This window comes from Streptomyces sp. NPDC107454 (genome assembly GCF_055582885.1).
Genome location: NZ_JBVJPA010000014.1, coordinates 204955 through 222380 on the forward strand (window position 1 = coordinate 204955; position 17426 = coordinate 222380).

General features: G+C 70.6%; 15 protein-coding genes and 1 pseudogene. 5 read left to right on the top strand and 11 right to left on the bottom strand.

The window, feature by feature from the left end; all coding sequences use genetic code 11:
• On the bottom strand, positions 1-606 hold the full coding sequence (locus tag ACZ69M_RS33860; protein WP_470055893.1) for a hypothetical protein: 606 nt from the start codon (positions 604-606) through the stop codon (positions 1-3).
• On the opposite strand from ACZ69M_RS33860, the gene ACZ69M_RS33865 reads away from it, so the two are divergent.
• Positions 596-943, top strand: a complete 348-nt coding sequence (locus ACZ69M_RS33865; RefSeq protein ID WP_470055895.1) for a hypothetical protein — start codon at positions 596-598, stop codon at positions 941-943. The two genes, ACZ69M_RS33860 and ACZ69M_RS33865, sit on opposite strands and share 11 nt — an antisense overlap.
• A 502-nt stretch (positions 944-1445) precedes the next feature.
• Positions 1446-2225, top strand: coding sequence for a hypothetical protein (locus ACZ69M_RS33870; protein WP_470055897.1), 780 nt, complete (start codon positions 1446-1448; stop codon positions 2223-2225).
• A 279-nt stretch (positions 2226-2504) separates the two neighbouring features.
• Here the strand turns inward: ACZ69M_RS33870 and ACZ69M_RS33875 are convergent, their stop codons facing one another.
• Positions 2505-3443, bottom strand: coding sequence for a LysR family transcriptional regulator (locus ACZ69M_RS33875; protein WP_470055899.1), 939 nt, complete (start codon positions 3441-3443; stop codon positions 2505-2507).
• Between the two features lie 124 nt (positions 3444-3567).
• On the opposite strand from ACZ69M_RS33875, the pseudogene ACZ69M_RS33880 reads away from it, so the two are divergent.
• Together ACZ69M_RS33880 and ACZ69M_RS33885 are read left to right on the top strand one after the other, a co-directional pair.
• Positions 3568-4265, top strand: a pseudogene (locus ACZ69M_RS33880) (CaiB/BaiF CoA transferase family protein); the annotation flags it as partial.
• A 971-nt stretch (positions 4266-5236) separates the two neighbouring features.
• Positions 5237-5425: an enoyl-CoA hydratase/isomerase family protein gene (locus ACZ69M_RS33885; protein WP_470056208.1), complete on the top strand. Its 189-nt coding sequence runs from the start codon at positions 5237-5239 to the stop codon at positions 5423-5425.
• Between the two features lie 18 nt (positions 5426-5443).
• Here ACZ69M_RS33885 and ACZ69M_RS33890 read toward each other — a convergent pair whose 3' ends face one another.
• The 9 genes from ACZ69M_RS33890 to ACZ69M_RS33930 all read right to left on the bottom strand — a co-directional run bounded on the left by ACZ69M_RS33890 (position 5444) and on the right by ACZ69M_RS33930 (position 13934).
• On the bottom strand, positions 5444-5941 hold the full coding sequence (locus tag ACZ69M_RS33890; RefSeq protein ID WP_470055900.1) for a GtrA family protein: 498 nt from the start codon (positions 5939-5941) through the stop codon (positions 5444-5446).
• A gap of 94 nt (positions 5942-6035) precedes the next feature.
• The gene (locus ACZ69M_RS33895; protein WP_470055902.1) at positions 6036-6710 is read right to left on the bottom strand and encodes a response regulator; all 675 of its coding nucleotides are present in this window, start codon (positions 6708-6710) and stop codon (positions 6036-6038) included.
• On the bottom strand, positions 6707-8092 hold the full coding sequence (locus tag ACZ69M_RS33900) for a sensor histidine kinase (RefSeq protein ID WP_470055904.1): 1386 nt from the start codon (positions 8090-8092) through the stop codon (positions 6707-6709). The genes ACZ69M_RS33895 and ACZ69M_RS33900 overlap by 4 nt, the downstream gene beginning before the upstream one ends.
• Positions 8093-8142: 50 nt before the next feature.
• Complete coding sequence (locus ACZ69M_RS33905; RefSeq protein WP_470055906.1) at positions 8143-8973, bottom strand: ABC transporter permease; 831 nt, start codon at positions 8971-8973, stop codon at positions 8143-8145.
• Positions 8973-9902, bottom strand: coding sequence for an ABC transporter ATP-binding protein (locus ACZ69M_RS33910; protein ID WP_470055908.1), 930 nt, complete (start codon positions 9900-9902; stop codon positions 8973-8975). The genes ACZ69M_RS33905 and ACZ69M_RS33910 overlap by 1 nt, the downstream gene beginning before the upstream one ends.
• A gap of 113 nt (positions 9903-10015) precedes the next feature.
• Positions 10016-10612 carry a TetR/AcrR family transcriptional regulator gene (locus ACZ69M_RS33915; RefSeq protein WP_470055910.1) on the bottom strand — a complete coding sequence of 199 codons (597 nt, stop codon included), beginning with the start codon at positions 10610-10612 and terminating at the stop codon, positions 10016-10018.
• A gap of 34 nt (positions 10613-10646) precedes the next feature.
• The gene (locus ACZ69M_RS33920) at positions 10647-11768 is read right to left on the bottom strand and encodes a PP2C family protein-serine/threonine phosphatase (RefSeq protein ID WP_470055912.1); all 1122 of its coding nucleotides are present in this window, start codon (positions 11766-11768) and stop codon (positions 10647-10649) included.
• Positions 11769-11850: 82 nt separating this feature from the next.
• Positions 11851-12408 carry a TetR/AcrR family transcriptional regulator gene (locus ACZ69M_RS33925; RefSeq protein WP_470055914.1) on the bottom strand — a complete coding sequence of 186 codons (558 nt, stop codon included), beginning with the start codon at positions 12406-12408 and terminating at the stop codon, positions 11851-11853.
• Between the two features lie 44 nt (positions 12409-12452).
• The gene (locus tag ACZ69M_RS33930) at positions 12453-13934 is read right to left on the bottom strand and encodes an MFS transporter (protein ID WP_470055916.1); all 1482 of its coding nucleotides are present in this window, start codon (positions 13932-13934) and stop codon (positions 12453-12455) included.
• Between the two features lie 491 nt (positions 13935-14425).
• Between ACZ69M_RS33930 and ACZ69M_RS33935 the strand changes: the two genes are divergently transcribed.
• The gene (locus tag ACZ69M_RS33935; RefSeq protein ID WP_470055918.1) at positions 14426-17323 is read left to right on the top strand and encodes a glycosyl hydrolase; all 2898 of its coding nucleotides are present in this window, start codon (positions 14426-14428) and stop codon (positions 17321-17323) included.
• Positions 17324-17426: the final 103 nt, after the last annotated feature.

Consider the following 17426-nt stretch of genomic DNA (forward strand, 5'->3'; position numbering starts at 1 on the left):
TCAGTGACCTTCTGAAAGTAGTGAGGAGTAAGAAGCCGGGGTTGGCCAGAGCCCGCTGGAAACGTGACGTATGCGGTCGGCGGTGTCAATGTCGTTGTCCAGCGCGGCCAGCGGACTCGGCACATGGGGGCCGTGCATGGCGCGTTGGGCGTTGATGTGGGCGGCCAGTGCCTCCCGGGCCGGGGCGGCGATGGGGTGGCAGGACGCCAGGACGGCTGCGGCCTCGGCGGCGACCTCCTGGTCGGCCATGGTGAGCTGGTCGGTGACCAGCAGGAGGAGCGGGGTGTGGTCCCCGCGCCAGGTCCGCAACAGCTCCCCGCTCATACGGACCGCGTCCAGGCGTGAGCCGGGGTCGGGGCTGCACAGGTGTTCGGCCAGCACCGCGGTGCGCTCTTGCACCCGGCCTCCAAGGGCTTCGTGGAACGTGCGGAGCAGGACCGTGGTCGGCGCCTGCACGCGCGTGCGGTGGTCGAGGTCCTCGAAGGCGGCGACGACCTGGGGTGCAGCTGTCTTGGTGGATACAGCCGGACGGCTCGGGGCCGGTGCTGTCCGTCGCACGGGTATGGCGTGGGTGCTCTCGCGCAGCAGGCCGACCGTGGCCGGCACGACGTCCTCGCCGATCTCGTCCGGAGCGCAGCGGGCCCGCTGGACCACGGCCGCGAGCCGGGTCACCGGGCCCTGGGCCCGGTCAGCGGCGAGCCCGGAGAGCCAGTCCATCACCTGGTGCCTGGCCGCCGGCATACGCAGTGCCACGCTGGCCGCGGCCCTCCACGATCCGCATCCGCGCCGCGATGCCGCGCTCGGCGGCCAGCCGCTCACGCACCATGGCGGTGGCCCGGTCGGCGTCGTCGAGGAAGAGGCCAAGCCCTCCGATCGCGGCCAGGCGCACGTCCGGGTCGGGGTCACGGGCAAGTTCGGCGAACTCCGCACCCCGCGCACGTAGGAAAGCGACGGCCTGCCCACAGTCGGTCGGGGGTAGTACTCGATCTCGGTGCCGTCGTCCTCGAATCCCCGGTCGAGGGACTCCCGGCCGACACTGACCAGCAGCGCGACGACGGCAGCCCGGCCGGATACACGTCGCCCTGGTGATGGACCGCGCCGCAGAAGCGGTCGAGGGCCTCGCTGCGTTCCCCGGCGTCCGGTGAGCGCAGCGCCCACAGCAGCGCCGGTACCTCCGATGTCATGAAGTCCGTCGAACATGATCAGAACCATGCCAGACGGCACTGACAACAACGGCCGTTCCGGGCAAGGCTGTAGGACACCATCGGTTGCTGTCCGGGCTGCCGAGCCAGAGGCCTTGGACGAGGAGGCACGGCGCACGGCCAAGCACTTCGCCGTCGAGCAGCAGCATCGTGTGGAAGCCTGCCGTAGCCGGGAAACCGAACACCGTGGAAGCTCCATGATCGCGTACCCTCTCCTGGCACGCACACGACAAGGGGAGGATCATGAGAGGCAGAACGTCCTGGGCCGCGGCCGGTGGGGCGGTGGCCTTGGTGCTGATGACGGCGACCGGGGCGCACGCGGAGGGGCGGGGTGATGTCCGGGTGGTGAAGACCGTCGTCAACGGCGGTGGCAACGTCATCGTGGGGACGTCGAAGACGATCCGGTACCCGGTCGACATCACCGTCAAGGACAACTCGGGGGTGAAGGGGCTCACGGACGTCAGCACGTTCAGCAGGGCGAGCGCCTACACGTTCGCGACCTGGAACGATGACTCGTCGTGCACGAAGAAGAGCGCGACGACCTCGGTGTGCCGGGCCACGCTGACGATCGACCCCGCCTGGATCGCCGACAGCGACGACATCGACACCAACAAGGTCGCCGGCGTCTGGCAGGTCAACGCGACCGTCAAGGCGAACGACGGCGACTACTGGATCTCCGACCATATCGCCGAGTACAAGGTCAAGCGTGCCGCCCAGCTCACCACGGTGATCACGCCCGAGAAGGTTGCCAAGGGCGCCAAGGTGACCGTCACCGGCAAGCTGTCGCGGGCCAACTGGGAGGACCGCAAGTACCACGGGTTCCCCGGGCAGCAGGTCAAGCTCCAGTTCAGGAAGAAGGGCGCAGCCCACTACGACACCGTCAAGACCGTCACGACGGGCAACATCGGGCAACTGGCCACCAAGGTGACCGTCACTTCGGCAGGCAGCTGGCGCTGGTACTTCCCCGGTACCACGACCACCTCACTGAAGGCATCGGCCGGGAACACCCTCAACCTCAAGTAGCCGGCGAACAGCGCCCCAGAGTTCTCGCCATGGTGCATTCCGCGGGCTGCACAGGCCCACAGGATGCAGCCCTGGGTGCGAGCGGCACCGCCCAGCCCCTCAACTGGGGCCTCCTCCAGTTGCTCGCGGCGAGCGTGCGCGGTGGCTGTCTCGGTGCCAAGGGAGCCTGTTGGCAGGCCAGGGCGGTGCCGTCCTTGGCATGCGCGAAGCCGGCGCGATGTCGGGCGGTGTCCGTCAACGGGATCTCCGGTGGTGGGCTGGGGTGGGGCTGGGCACGAGTCACTCGCCCGGTGCCTGCCTCTGCGCGGAGGGCCATCTGCCCTTGCTCACGGCCGTGTTGATCTGCCGTACGAGTTCACGCGCGACGACCTCCACGGCGGGCGGCGTCCGGCGGGACCGCGGTGTCGCCAGTACGACGGAACGCCACACGTCGGGCTCGCACAGTGGTGCGGCGCTCAGCGTGCCGTTCGCGACGTCCTCGGCGATGCCGACGCCCGGCAGGACGGTCCAGCCGTGCCCGGCCAGGACGAGCTGTTTCTGCAGCCGCATGGAGTTCGTCTGGACGATGACGTCCATGGAGGCCTGGGTCCGCGCCGCGGCGGCGTCGATCAGGGCGCGCAGGGCATGGCCCGACGCCGGCATCACCAGCGGATGGGACGCCGCCTCGGCGAAGGGTACGGGACGTTCGGCCCGTAGTCCCGCGGAGAGCGGAGCGACCACCCAGAGGTGCTCCCGCACCAGCGGACGGGCGTTGAGCGACGGTGTGCTGTCCAGGTTGTACAGGAGGGTCAGGTCCAGGTCGCCGACGTCGAGCCACTGCTGGAGATGCCCGGAGTAGCCGGTCATCAGCCGCAGTTCGATCCCGGGGTGGTCCCGTGCCAGCGTCGAGACCAGGGGCTCCGCCAGCAGATCGGTCGTGCTCTCCAGCAGGCCGGCGGTGACGATGCCGGTCACCGCGCCCGGAGTGGGCTGGACCTCGGCGCGGCCCCTCTCCAACTCGTTCAGGGCCCGTCGCGCCCGGTCCACCATGATCATCCCGGCCTCGGTGGGCCGCATGCCCTGCCGGGTCCGCTCGAACAGCGGGACGCCCAGTTCCCGCTCCAGCGTACGGATCTGCCGGGTCACGGCCGGCTGAACCAGGTGCAGCAGCTGCGCGGCCCGGGTGACGCTGCCCACCTCGGCGACCGTGACGAGCGCGTTGAGCTGTTTGACGTCCACGACTCTCCCTCCCCGCCATCCGTGCCGGGCACGGTACCATCAAGGATCGCTATTTCACTCACGCTGCCATGAGCATTCATGATGTCAGGGTCGAGCCCATTCCTGGAGTCCCGGAGGCCAACGCATGCCCGAGCATGCTGAAGCCCTGCCCCTGTCCGGCGTCACCGTCGTGAGTGTCGAGCAGGTCGTGACGGCCCCCTTCGCCCCCCGCCGACTCGCCGACCTCGGAGCCAGGGTGATCAAGGTGGAGCGTCCGGGCGGCGGCGACTTCGCCCGCCGCTACGACACGACTGTGCACGGCGAGTCCAGCTACTTCGTGTGGCTCAACCGGTCGAAGGAGTCCCTGACAGTCGACCTGAAGTCGGAGCACGGGCGGCGCGCCCTGGAGTGACTCCTCGCGCGGGCCGACGTGTTCGTGCAGAACCTGGCGCCCGGAGCGGCCGTGAGGTTGGGCCTGGGGGTGGACACGTTGCGCGAGCGCTTCCCGTCGTTGATTCCCTGCTCGATCTCCGGATACGGCTCCAGCGGGCCCTGGGCCGATCGCCAGGCATACGACCTGCTGGTCCAGTGCCAGACCGGCTTGGTCTCCCTCACCGGGAGCCCTGACGAGCCCGCCCGCGGGGAGTCTCCGTCGCCGACATCGCCGCCGGCGTGTACGCCTGCTCCGGCGCCCTCACCGCCTTGCTCACCCGGGCCACCACGGGTGTCGCCCGGTCCGTCGAGGTCTCCCTGTTCGAGGCGTTGGCGGAGTGGATGGGCCAGCCCGCCTACTACACCCGCTTCGGCGGCAGCCAGCCACCGCGGGTCGGCACCCAGCACGCCATCGCCTTTGCGGAATGAGGTCAACGGATCCGTTCCGCGACGAAGCCCGCAGCCGTGGCTTACCGGAGGACGAGGTCGAGCGGTGGCTCGGCACCGTCCGTCTCTGCGCGATGCTGAGCCCCGCTGGTCAGGCGCCACCCGACGGCCCGGTGGCCGGACGGCTCGGCGGGCTGCCGCCGATGCCCGAGGACGAGCCCGTTCCGGACCGAGCGGGACGCCGCCGCTCAGGAACGAGGCGCAGCGGTACAGGTCGCTGTGCTCGTCGGGCGGGGTGCCGTCGAGGAAGTCGTCGCCCCGGTCGGCGAGAAAGCCCGGCTGGGTGACCACGCTCGGTCCCAGGCGGCGAACGGTGGGGAGTGCCTCCGCGGGCAACACGGCCGCGTGCTCGAGCCGGTCGCCGGGGAGCACGCCCGTCTGCTCCAGCGCCGCGAGGAGCAGGGCGAAGGAAGGCGCTGTGACCGTGTGCACGGCAACCGGGCGGCCCCGCCGGTGCGCGGCCTCGATCTCCTCGGTCAGCCGGGCCAGGTCGGGCAGCCCCGAATCCGCCAGGACGATCTTCCAGGCGCCCGCTGCCGGCCAGGCGCCCCACCGGCGTGCGAGCGGTGCCCCGAGGAGCAGGAGCCGTTGGGGCAGGTGTCCGCTGCTCACCTCGGCGGCCGAGCTGTCGACGGCGTCGGGGGACAGACCGGGCGAGGCGTCGGTGACGGCGGTGATGCCGTAACGGGCGAGCCGGCTGCCGACCTCGGCCAGGGGCGGCGGACCGGTCTCGGGCAGCCGGGCGCGCAGCCAGGCGTCCGCACGCCACAACCGGCCCGTCGGCCGGCCGTCGGCGTCGTGTTCGATGCCGGGATGGTCCCCGTCGGCGAGACCGACCCGGGCGGCCGCAAGGGAGTTGAGCACCCACAGGGCGCCGCTCCGGTGCTGGACACGCAGCGGGAGGTCCGGTCCCAGCACGTCGAGCGCGGAGCGTCCTGGCGGCGCCGGACACCACGGTCCGCCTGCCGGAACTTGCCATGGGCCTGATCCCCGGCGCCGGGGGCACGGTCGGCATCCCGCGCAGGATCGGTCGCTGGCGGACGACGTACCTGATCCTGGACGGCCGGACCGTCCCCGCCGAGCGTGCCCTGGCCTGGGGGCTGGTGGATCATGTCGAGTCCTGAGGCCGGGGCCGCGGCATCTTACGCGGTGGCCAGGACGGGAGTGGCCAGTGCCGCCTTCTCGCGCGGGGTCCGCGCGGTCTTGTCGCGGCGGGCGGAGAAAACGTGCAGGCGCAGGACGAGGAAGCGGCCGATGCCGGCGAGACCGGAGGCGGAGAGGTAGACGATCTGCTCGGTCAGCATGCCGGGGGAGGGCTGCACCATGTGCAGGACGAAGACGGCGATGCTGGTCGCCAGGTAGGCGGCGGTGGCCGAACCCGCCGACTCCCAGTGCTCCCGCCATCCGGCGCGGCGCCCCTTGCCGAAGGTGTAGCGGGCGTGGAGCTCGGTGCACAGCAGGGTGGAGACGACGGTGATGAGCGCGTTGGACAGGGGCCACGGCATGGTCATGGCCACCAACGGCACCGCGAAGCTGGACAGGACTCCGACGCCGCCACCGAAGACCACGAAGCGGACGAACGAGGTGAGCGGTCCGAGGGCGGTCGCCGCCTCGGGCTTGTTCGCGAGCTGCGCGTTCATGGCGACGTCCTTCCTGGGTTAATTGCTTGATTCACTCAATCATAACGAGATTGCTTGACTTACGCAAGTAAGAATTCCGTGGGGCCCGGACGCTTCAGAGACGGGGCCGGACGAGCCCGGCGTCGTAGGCCATGATCACGGCCTGGATCCGGTCCCGGGCGCCCAGTTTCGCCAGGACACGACCGACGTGCTTCTTCACCGTCGACTCGGTCAGCACGAGCCGTTCGGCGATCTCGGTGTTGGTCCAGCCCTTCGCGACGGCGTGCAGGACCTCCTGTTCACGCTCGCTGAGCGTGTCCAGCCGCGGATCCGGCGGCGGCGCGCCGCGGCTGGTAGGGGAGGAGAGGGTCTGGTCGGCATACGCGTCCAGCAGGCGGCGGGTCAGCCGGGGCGAGACGACGGCGTCGCCGCTCGCGACCGCCCGGATGCCGGCGACGAGTTCCTCCGGGCGGGCTTCCTTGAGGAGGAAGCCGCTGGCTCCGGCACGCAGGCTCGCGTGGGCGTACTCGTCCAGGGCGAAGGTGGTCAGGACCAGAACGCGCGTGCGGCCCCCTGAGGCCACGATGCGACGGGTCGCCTCGATGCCGTCCATGCCGGGCATGCGGATGTCCATCAGGACAACCTCGGGGCGGAGTTCGGCGGCCATGGCGACTGCCTCCGCGCCGTGCGCGGCCTGGCCCACGGCCGTCATACCGGGGGTGCCCTGCAACAGCATCTGATAGCCCATGCGCTGCAGGGGCTGGTCGTCGGCGATCAGGACGGTGGTCATGACGTCGGATCTCCTGGCGTGCGCTGGGAGAAGACGGGGCGGGGCTCCCCGGGCCCGGACGGTTCGAGCATGACGTCGACGACCCAGCCGGGCCGGTCCGGGCGAGGCCCGGCGTGGATGGTGCCGCCGTACATCGCGGTTCGCTGGCGAACGCCCACCAGGCCGTGCCCGGCAGGGTCGGATTTCCTGCGCAAGCGGCCGGTGCCGGAGCGCGGTCCGTTGTCGGTCACCCGCACGCGGACCCCGTCCCGGGTGATGCTGACGGTGGCGCACGCGGCGGCGCCGGGACCGGCGTGTTTGAGGGTGTTGGTGAGGGCTTCCTGGACGATGCGGTAGACCGTCAGCTGCGCACCGCCGGAGAGGGTGCCGAGGTCACCTTCGGTGCGGTAGGAGACGCTCAGTCCGGCGGCACGCACGCGGGCGAGCAGTGTGTCCAGGTCGGCGAGACGAGGCTGAGGGCTGAGCGGCGCGTGCTCCGGTTCGTCGCCGAGCATGCCCAGCACGCGGCGCAACTCGCCCATGGCCTCACGGCTGGTGTCGCCGATGAGGTGCAGTGCTTCGGCACTGTGTTCGTTCCGGGTGGTGGCCAGGGTGGCGGCCCCGTCGGCGAGCCCCACCACGACGGCGAGATTGTGCCCGACGATGTCATGCATCTCCCGCGCCACCCGGGCACGTTCGGCGGCGGCTGTCAGGCGCTCCCGCTGCTCCCGCTCGACTTCGAGACGGGTCGCCCGGTCCCGTAGCGCCGCCAGATAGCCGCGTTGCGTGCGCAATGCCAGCGCTAGAGCGATCGCGGCGATCTCCTGGCTGACCAGCAGCAGCATCGCCGGGAGGGGATCGTCGGACGGCAGCAGCAACCAGACCGCCACGCTCATCTCGGCGACGACCGCCAGCGCCGCCCAGCCCAACAGGCGCAGCGGACCGTGCAGCGCGAGGTTGTACAGCGAGGTGAGCAGGCAGGCACCGGCGAGCAGCCACAGGTTCAGCGTCCACGGGATCAGGGCGCCCACGGCCACGACGACGAAGACGGTCACGCCCGCCCGCCGCCGCCACCACAGCGGCACCGTCAGCGCGGCGACCAGGGCGAGGAGGACGGGGAGCGGAAGGTCGGGACGGGTCGCGTCGAAGGGACCACGATCGCTGCCGAAGCAGGAGTCCCCCACGGCCGTGGCGGCGAGCAACGCCACCACGGCCGTGTCCATTACCCAGGGCCGGCGCAGGTCGGCCCTGCGCAGCCGGCGCTTGGTGCGCAGCAAACGGATCAGGAACGGGTGCGCGCAGGCGGCCTCCCACCCCGGAGGTGGCGCGCACACCGTTCCCCGGGTGGGGGACGTACCGGCGGCCGGGGGGTGGTCGGCCGCCGCCGTTCTCGTCACCGTCATACGGATACTTGTCTCCTTTCGGGGAGCCGGTCTCCGGCCGCTGCGACCGCTCAGGCGTCGGTCCTGGCCAGCCGGTACGCGGCCCCGGCGATCGTCAGGGCCACCCAGCCGGCGAACACCGCGAGCCCGGCCCAGGGGCCGAGCGAGTCGGACGCCTGGTGCAGATGAGTGACCGCCTGACCGGCGTTGTTGGGCAGGTAGGGCGTGACGTCGTCATGGATCGACGAGGGCAGCAGGCCGGTCAGGCCCGGCAGGACGAGCAGGATCGACACCAGTACGGCGATGCCGGCCGCCGTCGAGCGCAGCAGCGCGCCCAGGGCCATTCCCCACACGGCGACCAGCGTCAGGTACAGCCCGCCGCCGACCAGGGCACGGAACACGCCCGGGTCGGAGAGGCTCTGCGCCATCTCTCCGTCCTTGAGGACGACACTTCCCAGCCCGAACGTGGCCAGGGTGCCCGCGACGGTCACCGGCAGCGCGACCACCGCGACGACGAGGCCCTTGGACCACAGCACGGGCAGCCGCTTCGGTACGGCGGCCAGCGTGGCGCGGATCATGCCGGTGCTGTACTCGCTCGCCGCGAGCATGACGCCGAGCACACCCAGCGCGAGTTCCGCGAAGGTCGTGCCGGTCAGGGCCAGACCGGTGGCGCCCTCGGAGACGTCCGGGCCGTTGCCGCCGCGCTCACCGGGGGTGAAGACGGCCGCGGCGATGATGCCCACGGCCAGAAGCAGCACGAGAGCCAGGCCCAGCGTGATCCAACTGGAGCGCACGGACCAGAACTTGCTCCACTCCGAACGCAGAACCCCGGGGAAGGTGACCTCGTAGACGGGTCGGGTGGCGGGGCGTTCGGTGACAGCGGACGGGGTGGTGATGGTCATCAGGCGGCCTTTCCGGCGGGCGGGACAGGTCCGCTCTGGTACTCGACCGCCTCACTGGTGAGTTCCATGAACGCCTCCTCCAGCGACACGGTCTGCGAGGTGAGTTCGTACAGCGGGATGCCGTGCTCCGCGGCCAGTGCGCCGATGCGGCGGGAGTCCAGCCCCACGACCATGAGTTCCTCCACGGTGGTGGAGGTGATGGAGACGTCCGGGCCCGACAGCACCGCCCGCAGCCGGTCCGCCTCGGTACTGGCGACCTTCACGCCCCGGCCTCCGGCCTGCTCGATGAAGGCGTCGACCGTGGTGTCGGCGAGCAGCCTGCCGCGGCCGATGATCACCAGATGCTCGGCGATCAGAGCGGTCTCGCTCATGAGATGGGAGGAGAGCATGACGGTGCGGCCCTCGTCGGCGAGCCGGGCCAGGAGGTTGCGCACCCAGAGCACGCCCTCGGGGTCCAGCCCGTTGACGGGCTCGTCCAGCATCACGATCTCCGGGTCGCCGAGGAGCGCCGCCGCGATGCCGAGCCGTTGGCCCATGCCCAGGGAGAAGGCTCCGGCCCGCTTGCCGGCGACGCTCTGCAGTCCGGAGAGTTCGATGACCTCGTCGACCCGGCGGCGGGGGATGCCGTGGGTGTGGGCCAGGGCGGTGAGATGGGCGACGGCGCTGCGGCCCGGGTGGACGGACCGGGCCTCGAGAAGGCTACCGATCTCCTGCAGGGGAGCGCGGTGCTGTCCGTAGTGCTTGCCGTTGACCGTCACCGATCCGCTGGTGGGCCGGTCCAGGCCGATGATCATGCGCATGGTCGTGGACTTGCCCGCGCCGTTGGGGCCGAGGAATCCGGTGACCTGGCCGGGTTTGACGGTGAACGTCAGCATGTCCACGACGGTCTTGTCCCCGTAGCGCTTGGTCAGTTGTCGTACTTCGATCACGGGTCTTTTCTCCCGGCAGGTGGGACTGTGCTTGCGGTTCCACGCTATGAGCGTCGGCGCGACGGCCCCCGGGTCCACGGGCCACATTGGTACCCAGGTACCAGTGCGGCCGGTCACCGGTCCTCCCGCGCCGCGCCCGGCAGACCCAGGGCGGGCAGGACCACGGTGTCGACGAACTGGTGCAGGAAGGCCCGGTCGCACGGTACGTCCTCGATCACGGCGCGGGTGATCACGGCCCCGAGCATCAGGTGCGGAAGGTACGCCGCCGCCGGGTGCCGCACGGGGAGTTCCCCGCGTTCGACCGCGCGGGCGAGCAGAGAGGCGACCTGTTGCGGCCCCGTCGAGCGGCGCGCGGACGCCGGACCGAGTTGGGACTCCCAGCCCGGCACGTTCCGTATCGGGGCCGCGTCGTCGGCCAGCCGCCCGTCTCCGCGCATGTCGATCATCGCGTGCGGGTCGCCGGCGAGCGAGCCGGTGTCGCAGAGGACGACGTCCAGAGGCGAGACGTGCCGCAGCGCCTGCGCCACGAGCTGCTGCTTGTCGCTGAACCGACGGTACAGAGTGGCCTCGCTGCAGCCGACCTGGGCGACTACCGCTTCCATCGTCAGGGCCAGGTAGCCCGTCTCGCACAGCAGGTTGATCACCGTCAGGTACAACTCGGTGGTGCGCACGGGGCCGATACGGCCACTGCGGGGCGTCGTGCGTGCCATGCGGGATCCTTGCGACGGGCGGGCGGGGCGGTGTTCAGCGGCGCGGCGACCGCCGCAGGGCCAGTACGGCGATGTCGTCGTGCTGGCCGTCGGCCCCGGCGAACGCGCGGGCGTCGTCGTGGAGGGTCTGGGCCAGGTGGACTGGTGACACGCCGAGGTGACCCTTCAGCTGTTCCTCGACGGGGTAGAACGAGCCGTCGGCGCTGCGGGTCTCGGTCAGGCCGTCGGTGGTCAGGAGCAGCGTGGAACCGGTCGGGAAGGCGAACCAGTTGACGATCGTGGGTTCGACGGCGAGGTCGGCGAGTCCGAGCGGGACGCCTATGTCCAGCAGGGGCGTGACGACACTGCCGTCGTGCATCAACCAGGGAGCGACATGGCCGCAGTTGACGATCTGGGCCTCACCGCCCTTGTCGACGCAAAGGACCAGCGCGGTGACGAACCGCTCGTCGTCGCCGGTCTGCTCGGCATAGGAGTTGTGGCGAACGACGGCGGCGTCAAGGGCGTCGACGAGCGCGGTGAGCGTGGGTTCCCGGTGGGCGGCCTCCCGGAAGGCGCCGATCACGGCGAACGCGGCGCCCATGGCGGCCAGCCCCTTGCCCTGTACGTCACCGATGAGGATCCGGGTCCCCCAGGGCGAGGCGACGACGTCGTAGATGTCGCCGCCGATCAGCCGGTCCTCCTGCACGGGTTCGTAGATCCCGTGGACCAGGACGTCGTCGGTGACCAGGGGCAGGGGGTGCAGGATGTGCCGTTGCATGGCCACGGCGGTGGACCGCAGGCGCAGCATCTCGTGCTCCCGCCGCATCCGTCGACGGCAGGCGAAGACGGAGGTCACACCCAGCGCGAAGGTGAACAGCACGAGCAGGACCAGGTCGAGCCACTGCCCGCCGTTGGTACCCCGGATCAGCACCGTCGCCGTCACGACGAGCGTGGTCCAGGCGGCGACGTACCTCGTCTGCTGGAGCGAGCACAGTGCCGACGCCGTTCCGGGCAGGAAGACGAGCAGTCCGAGGAGCCACACGGCGGATCCGGACACGATCCCGAGGATCTCCACCGCGACGGTGACCGACAGGACGGCCACGATCAACTCGCCGTTGCTCGGCGGCTCGATCGATTCGAGCGGGTGGATGGGTCGTTTCGGGCGGGTACGGAGCATCACAACTCCCGGACGGAAGGCGGGTCTTTGAGGTCCCGGGCCGCCTTTGGCCGGCGGCGGGTGTGCGTGCTGTCGCATCTCGTCACTCCGTCGCTCGGGTTCGGGCGAGCAGGTCGAGTGCGACGTGCAGAGTCGCGGCCTGCTTCTCGGCCGGAGTGGCTTTGAGGCCGTCCAGGGCGGTGATGGCCTTGTCGATCGTCAGGAGCGCGACGACGCAGCGTACCTGGTCGTGCAGCGGTGCGCCGTCGTCCCGCAGGAACGAGACGACGCGCGCCATGGTGTCCTGGAACGCCGTGCCCACGGCCTGGTCACGCAATGCCGCCCTGTTCGCCTCGAACAGCCGGTATATCGGGCCCGCCAGGACCAGCGAGGCCGCGTAGCGGCGCAGGAACTCCTGCTTGGTCTCCAGTCCGGGCGGTGCCTTCCGGGCCCATTCGATGACATCGTCGACGGGCCGGATCCACTCCTCGAAGAGGGCGGTGAGGATGTCCTCCTTCGTCTTGAAGTGGTAGTAGAGCGCGGCCTTGGTGACACCGAGCAGCTCGGCTATCTCACGGAGCGAGGTCTTCTCGTACCCCTGCTCAGTGAACAGCTCCAGAGCCACACGCTTGATGTGTCCACGGGTGTCACCTCGTGTCATGGGCTGCGTCACCGTCCGTCGAATGTCCCGAAGGGGAGGTCAGGTCAGGATTGCGTCACCGAAGCGTCCGCCGTGTGGGGCGCATGGTCGGGGGCCGTGCCCGAGGATGTGGCGACACGGGCGCGCAGGCCTGGCAGGAAGGAAGCGAGGGCGAGCGAGACGAGCGCCGCTCCGCAGCCGATGGCCATGATCAGCTTGAAGGCGTTCTCCGAGGGCAGGGCGTGGCCGCCGAAGGTGGTGGTCATCTGGGCCACGATGACACCGCCGAGCGCGCTGGCCACCGACGTGCCGACGGCCCGCATCAGGGTGTTGACACTGTTGGTCGCGGCGGTCTCGGACGGCGGTACGGCGCCCATCAGCAGCAGGGGAAGCGCCCCGTAGGCGAGACCGACGCCCGCGCCGATGATGCAGGCGACCAGGATCAGCTGCCAGATCTCGCTCATCATCACGAGGTTCAGGGCGTAACCGGAGGCGACGACGACGGCGCCGGTCATCAGCGTCACCTTCGGTCCCTTGGCCTTGGAGACGGCGGCCGACACCGGCGCCATGAGCATGAGGACCAGACCCTGCGGTGCCATGACGAGCCCCACGGTCAGCAGGTCCTTGCCCAGCCCGTAGCCCGTCTGCTCGGGCAGCTGGACGATCTGCGGGACGAGCATCTGCAGCGAGAACAGGGAGAATCCGAAGGCAGCGCCGGCGAGGTTGGTGAACAGCACCTCGCGACGGGCGATGGTGCGCAGCTTGACCAGCGGCTGCGGGGTACGCAGTTCGAACCACGCCCACGCGAGGAGGATGACGACCGCGGCGGCGAACAGGCCGAGTGTGGAAGCGCCGCCCCAGCCCCAGTCCGCGCCCTTGGACATGGCGAGCAGCAGGGAGACCAGCGCGGCGGACAGGCCGAGCGCTCCCGGCAGGTCGAACCTGCCACCGGCGCGTACGGCGGACTCGGGAATCAGCAGCAGGACGAGCACGGCACCGAGGGCGCCGATGGCACCGGAACCCCAGAACAGCACGTGCCAGTCGAAGTTCTCCGCGACGAGGGCGGAGAGCGGCAGGCCGAGGGCGGAACCGACGCCCAGGGACGCGCTCATCAGCGCGGTCGCGGAGCCGAGGCGCTCAGCCGGCATCTCGTCGCGCATGATGCTGATGCCGAGGGGGATGACGCCGGCGGACAGGCCCTGCAGGACGCGCCCGAGGAGCATCGGGACCAGGGAGTCGCTCATGGCGCACAGGAATGAGCCGGCGGTCATCAGGGTCAGGCTGACCAGGAGCATCCGGCGCTTGCCGTACATGTCCCCGAGACGTCCCGCCACTGGGGTGGCGACGGCGGCCGCGAGCAGGGTCGCGGTGACGACCCAGGCGGTGTTCGCCGACGAGGTGCCCAGCAGCCGCGGAAGGTCCGGGACCAGCGGAATCACCAGCGTCTGCATGAGCGAGACCGCGATGCCGGCCAGGGCAAGGACGGCCACGATGACGTTCGGCTTCGGCTGTGCGGATCGTCTCACCAGTGGGGTGGGAACGGACATCTCACGGGGCTCCGGGGGTCGTGTGCGGCCTGCGGACCAGACTTATAAATCAATGGATTGATTTAAAATGTACCCGCATGTGAGCCGCCTATCAAACAGCCGGGGTGGCCGGGGTGTGATCGGCGGGCCCGTGGGTGAGGTGGCGCCGCTCGTCCCGGGCTCGACCGGATCTTCGGGCGAGTGGAACGGTCGCGGTGTCACGTGTTCGTCTCGGTTCGGATGTGCGCCGGGTCCGTTGTCGTCGCCGCGGGATCGAACCTCGCCGCCGCCACTTCAACTTGCTTACCGGCCCTGGCGGTTCACCCGGTGGGCCGGAACCGGCTCGCCCGAACGCCCGCGACCGGGCCTGGCCGGCGGCACAGCCGAGTCCACCCGGTGGCGGCAAATACTTCCGCCCGACCTCTTGTCACGCCGGTTCGAAAAATTTTAGGCTCACGAAATTAACCGGGATGAAACGTTTCAATTACCCGGGATCCTCGTATGGAGCCGCCATGAGCCTTTCCCGCAGACAGTTCTGCGCCAGCGCCGGAGCGACGGTTGCAGCCGTGGCCGTAGTGCCCGCTACCGCGACGTTCGCCGGTGCGTCACCGGCTGCCGGCCCGGCCGCTGGGGCGCCGAAGGAGTTCGCCGCCCCGCCCGCGACCGCGAAGCCGAAGATCAGGTACTGGTGGCCCTGCGGCGAGATCGAGCCCGCGACTCTCGACGCCGAACTGAAGACGATCGCGGACCGCGGCTTCGGAGGCGTCGAACTCCAGTGCATGTTCACCCTGGACCCGAAGCAGTACGGCTGGGGCAGCGACATCGAGACCGCGCGCCTGGAGCAGGCGGTCGAGACGGGCCGGCGGCTCGGGCTCCGCGTCGACCTGACCGTCGGCCCGGCCTGGCCGCTGGTCGCGCCGGGACTGACCCCGGACAGCAAGCAGGCCGCGCAGGAACTGGCCTACGGCCGCAAGCAGGTCGCGGGCGGCGACACGTACTCCGGGCCGGTGCCGGCCGCCGCCGCCCCGCAAGCCGGGGTCACCGCGCAGACCCTGGTCGCGCTCCAGGCGTTCCGCGTCCAGGGCGACTCGCAGGCGAAGCCGACGGTGCTGGACCAGGACTCCTTCGTCGACCTCACTTCCAGGGTGAGCGACGGCCAGATCTCCTGGACGGTGCCGGACGGCGGGCAGTGGCTGCTGATCGCCCACTGGCAGCGCGGCACCGGGCAGGCGGCGGTCACCGGACAGTACGTCGCCGTCGAACCGGCGTACGTCGTCGACCACTTCTCCGCGGCCGGCGCCCGTGCCGCCATCGCCTACACCGAGCAGCACGTCCTGACCCCGCGCCTGCGCCGCCTGCTGAAGAGCAACGGCGGCAACCTCTTCGAGGACTCCCTCGAACTCGACTCCAACCTGCACTGGACCTGGGACCTGACGGCCCGCTTCGAGAAGCTGCGCGGCTACTCCCTCGGCGAGCGGCTCCCGCTGGTCTATATCGCCCGCATCCACCGCCAGTACACCGGCGTCACCCCCAGTTCTACACCCGACTTCGAGTTCACCGACCACAGCGGCGCCCGGGTCCGCGAGGACTACTTCCAGACCCTGACCGACCTGTACATCGAGGGGCACGTGGAGCCGCTGAAGGACTGGGCGCACTCGCTCGGCCTGGAGCTGCGCGCCCAGCCCTACGGCACCACCATCGACACCCCGTCCGTCGCGGCCGCGCTGGACATCAACGAGACCGAGTCGCTCGGCGTCTCCCTTGACTACACCGACGACCCCTCGCACTGGATCTCCTCCGGTGCGGTCCACCTGGCCGGCCAGAAGATCTTCTCCATGGAGGGCTGCGCCACCCTCAACCAGGCCTACGCGCAGACCTGGACGCAGTTCCTCAAGCACGTCAACGCGAACTTCGCGCACGGCGTCAACCAGGTCGTCTACCACGGGTTCTCCACCGCGCAGGGCATGGGCGTCAAGGACTGGCCGGGCTTCTCCCCGTTCACCTTCGGCCAGGCCGGCAACGGCTTCTCCGAGTCCTGGGGTCCGCGCCAGCCCACCTGGGGCGACACCGACAAGATCACCGGCTGGACCAGCCGTATGCAGTGGGTACTGCGCCAGGGCGACCCGCAGGTCGACCTCGTCGTCTATCGGCACAGCTACGCCAACGACGTCCGCACGCCCACCGGCGCGGCCGGCTTCACCTACGACTTCGCCGGTCCCGACCAGCTCAAGGGCACCCGGGTCCGGGACCGCCGCCTGGCCCCCGACGGCCCCGCCTACCGGGCGCTGATCCTGGACCGCCAGCCCACCCTCCCCGTGGCCACCGCCCGCCTGCTGCTGTCCCACGCCCGCTCGGGTCTGCCCGTCGTGATCGTCGGCGACCTCCCGAGCCGCGTCCCCGGCGTCTACCGGGCCGACCGGCAGGACGCCGAACTCGCCGGTGTGCTGGCCACGCTGGTCAAGCAGTCCTCGGTACGGCGGGTCAGCGGCCAGGACGGACTGCCCGGCGCGCTGAGCGACCTCGGCGTCCGGCCCGCCGCGGACCTCACCCAGGCACCGGGACTGCTCGCCCTGCACCGTTCCGTGGACCGGGGCTCCCTCTACTACCTGCACAACCCGACCGCGAAGAGCGTCACCGCGGACGTCACCCTCGACGGCGGGGGGGTTCCGCACGAACTCGACGCCTGGACCGGGGCCACCACTGTGCTCGGCCGCTACACGACGAACGGCGGGCGCACCGTCGTACCGGTGCGGCTGGCGCCCGGCGGCTCGACCGTCATCTCGCTCGACGGCGGCAAGGCGGCGCACGCCGTGAGCGCCACGGGAGGCGAGGTCGTCGCGACCGCGGGTGGAGCCCTGCGCCTGCGGGCCACCGAGGCGGGCGCCTACACGGTCACTCTCGACAACGGCACCACGAAGCAGGGCACGGTCCCCGACGTGCCCGCCGCACAGCAACTCGACGACTGGACACTCGACGTCGACGACTGGCACCGCGGGACGGACGGCCAACGTGCCGTCACCACACACGAGTTGCAGGTCGACGGCCTCAAGGCCTGGTCGGACATCCCCGAACTCCAGGACGTCTCCGGCGTCGGCACCTACGCCACCGCCGTGGGGCTCGGCCGGCTCGAGGGCGCCTATCTCGACCTCGGACAGGTCACCGACACCTTCGAGGTGACCGTCAACGGCAAGGTACTTCCGCCGCCGGACCAGATCAGCAGGCGCCTCGACCTCGGCGGGTACCTCAAGGAGGGCACCAACACCATCACCGTCCGGGTCGCGACCACCCTGCGCAACCGGCTCCGGGTGACCGACGGGTACTCCGCGCAGGCGGCGATGCCCCGCCAGCAGTACGGCCTGATCGGACCGGTCCGGATCACGCCGTACCGCGAGGTGGCGATCCGCGGCTGACCGGGTGTCGGGGTGGTGTCGGCTGGGGAAAAAAGGGGGGGGGAGAAGAACAAACCTCCCTTCTGCCTCCCCCCCCCTGCAGAGGGAGGGGGGGGGGTATTCT

Excerpts from the sequence above, each read along its gene's own strand:
- ACZ69M_RS33870 (WP_470055897.1), top strand. The coding sequence starts at position 1,446 with ATGAGAGGCAGAACGTCCTGGGCCGCGGCCGGTGGGGCGGTGGCCTTG.
- ACZ69M_RS33890 (WP_470055900.1), bottom strand. The coding sequence starts at position 5,941 with ATGAACGCGCAGCTCGCGAACAAGCCCGAGGCGGCGACCGCCCTCGGA.
- ACZ69M_RS33895 (WP_470055902.1), bottom strand. The coding sequence starts at position 6,710 with ATGACCACCGTCCTGATCGCCGACGACCAGCCCCTGCAGCGCATGGGC.
- ACZ69M_RS33900 (WP_470055904.1), bottom strand. The coding sequence starts at position 8,092 with ATGACGGTGACGAGAACGGCGGCGGCCGACCACCCCCCGGCCGCCGGT.
- ACZ69M_RS33905 (WP_470055906.1), bottom strand. The coding sequence starts at position 8,973 with ATGACCATCACCACCCCGTCCGCTGTCACCGAACGCCCCGCCACCCGA.
- ACZ69M_RS33915 (WP_470055910.1), bottom strand. The coding sequence starts at position 10,612 with ATGGCACGCACGACGCCCCGCAGTGGCCGTATCGGCCCCGTGCGCACC.
- ACZ69M_RS33920 (WP_470055912.1), bottom strand. The coding sequence starts at position 11,768 with ATGCTCCGTACCCGCCCGAAACGACCCATCCACCCGCTCGAATCGATC.
- ACZ69M_RS33925 (WP_470055914.1), bottom strand. The coding sequence starts at position 12,408 with ATGACACGAGGTGACACCCGTGGACACATCAAGCGTGTGGCTCTGGAG.
- ACZ69M_RS33930 (WP_470055916.1), bottom strand. The coding sequence starts at position 13,934 with ATGTCCGTTCCCACCCCACTGGTGAGACGATCCGCACAGCCGAAGCCG.
- ACZ69M_RS33935 (WP_470055918.1), top strand. The coding sequence starts at position 14,426 with ATGAGCCTTTCCCGCAGACAGTTCTGCGCCAGCGCCGGAGCGACGGTT.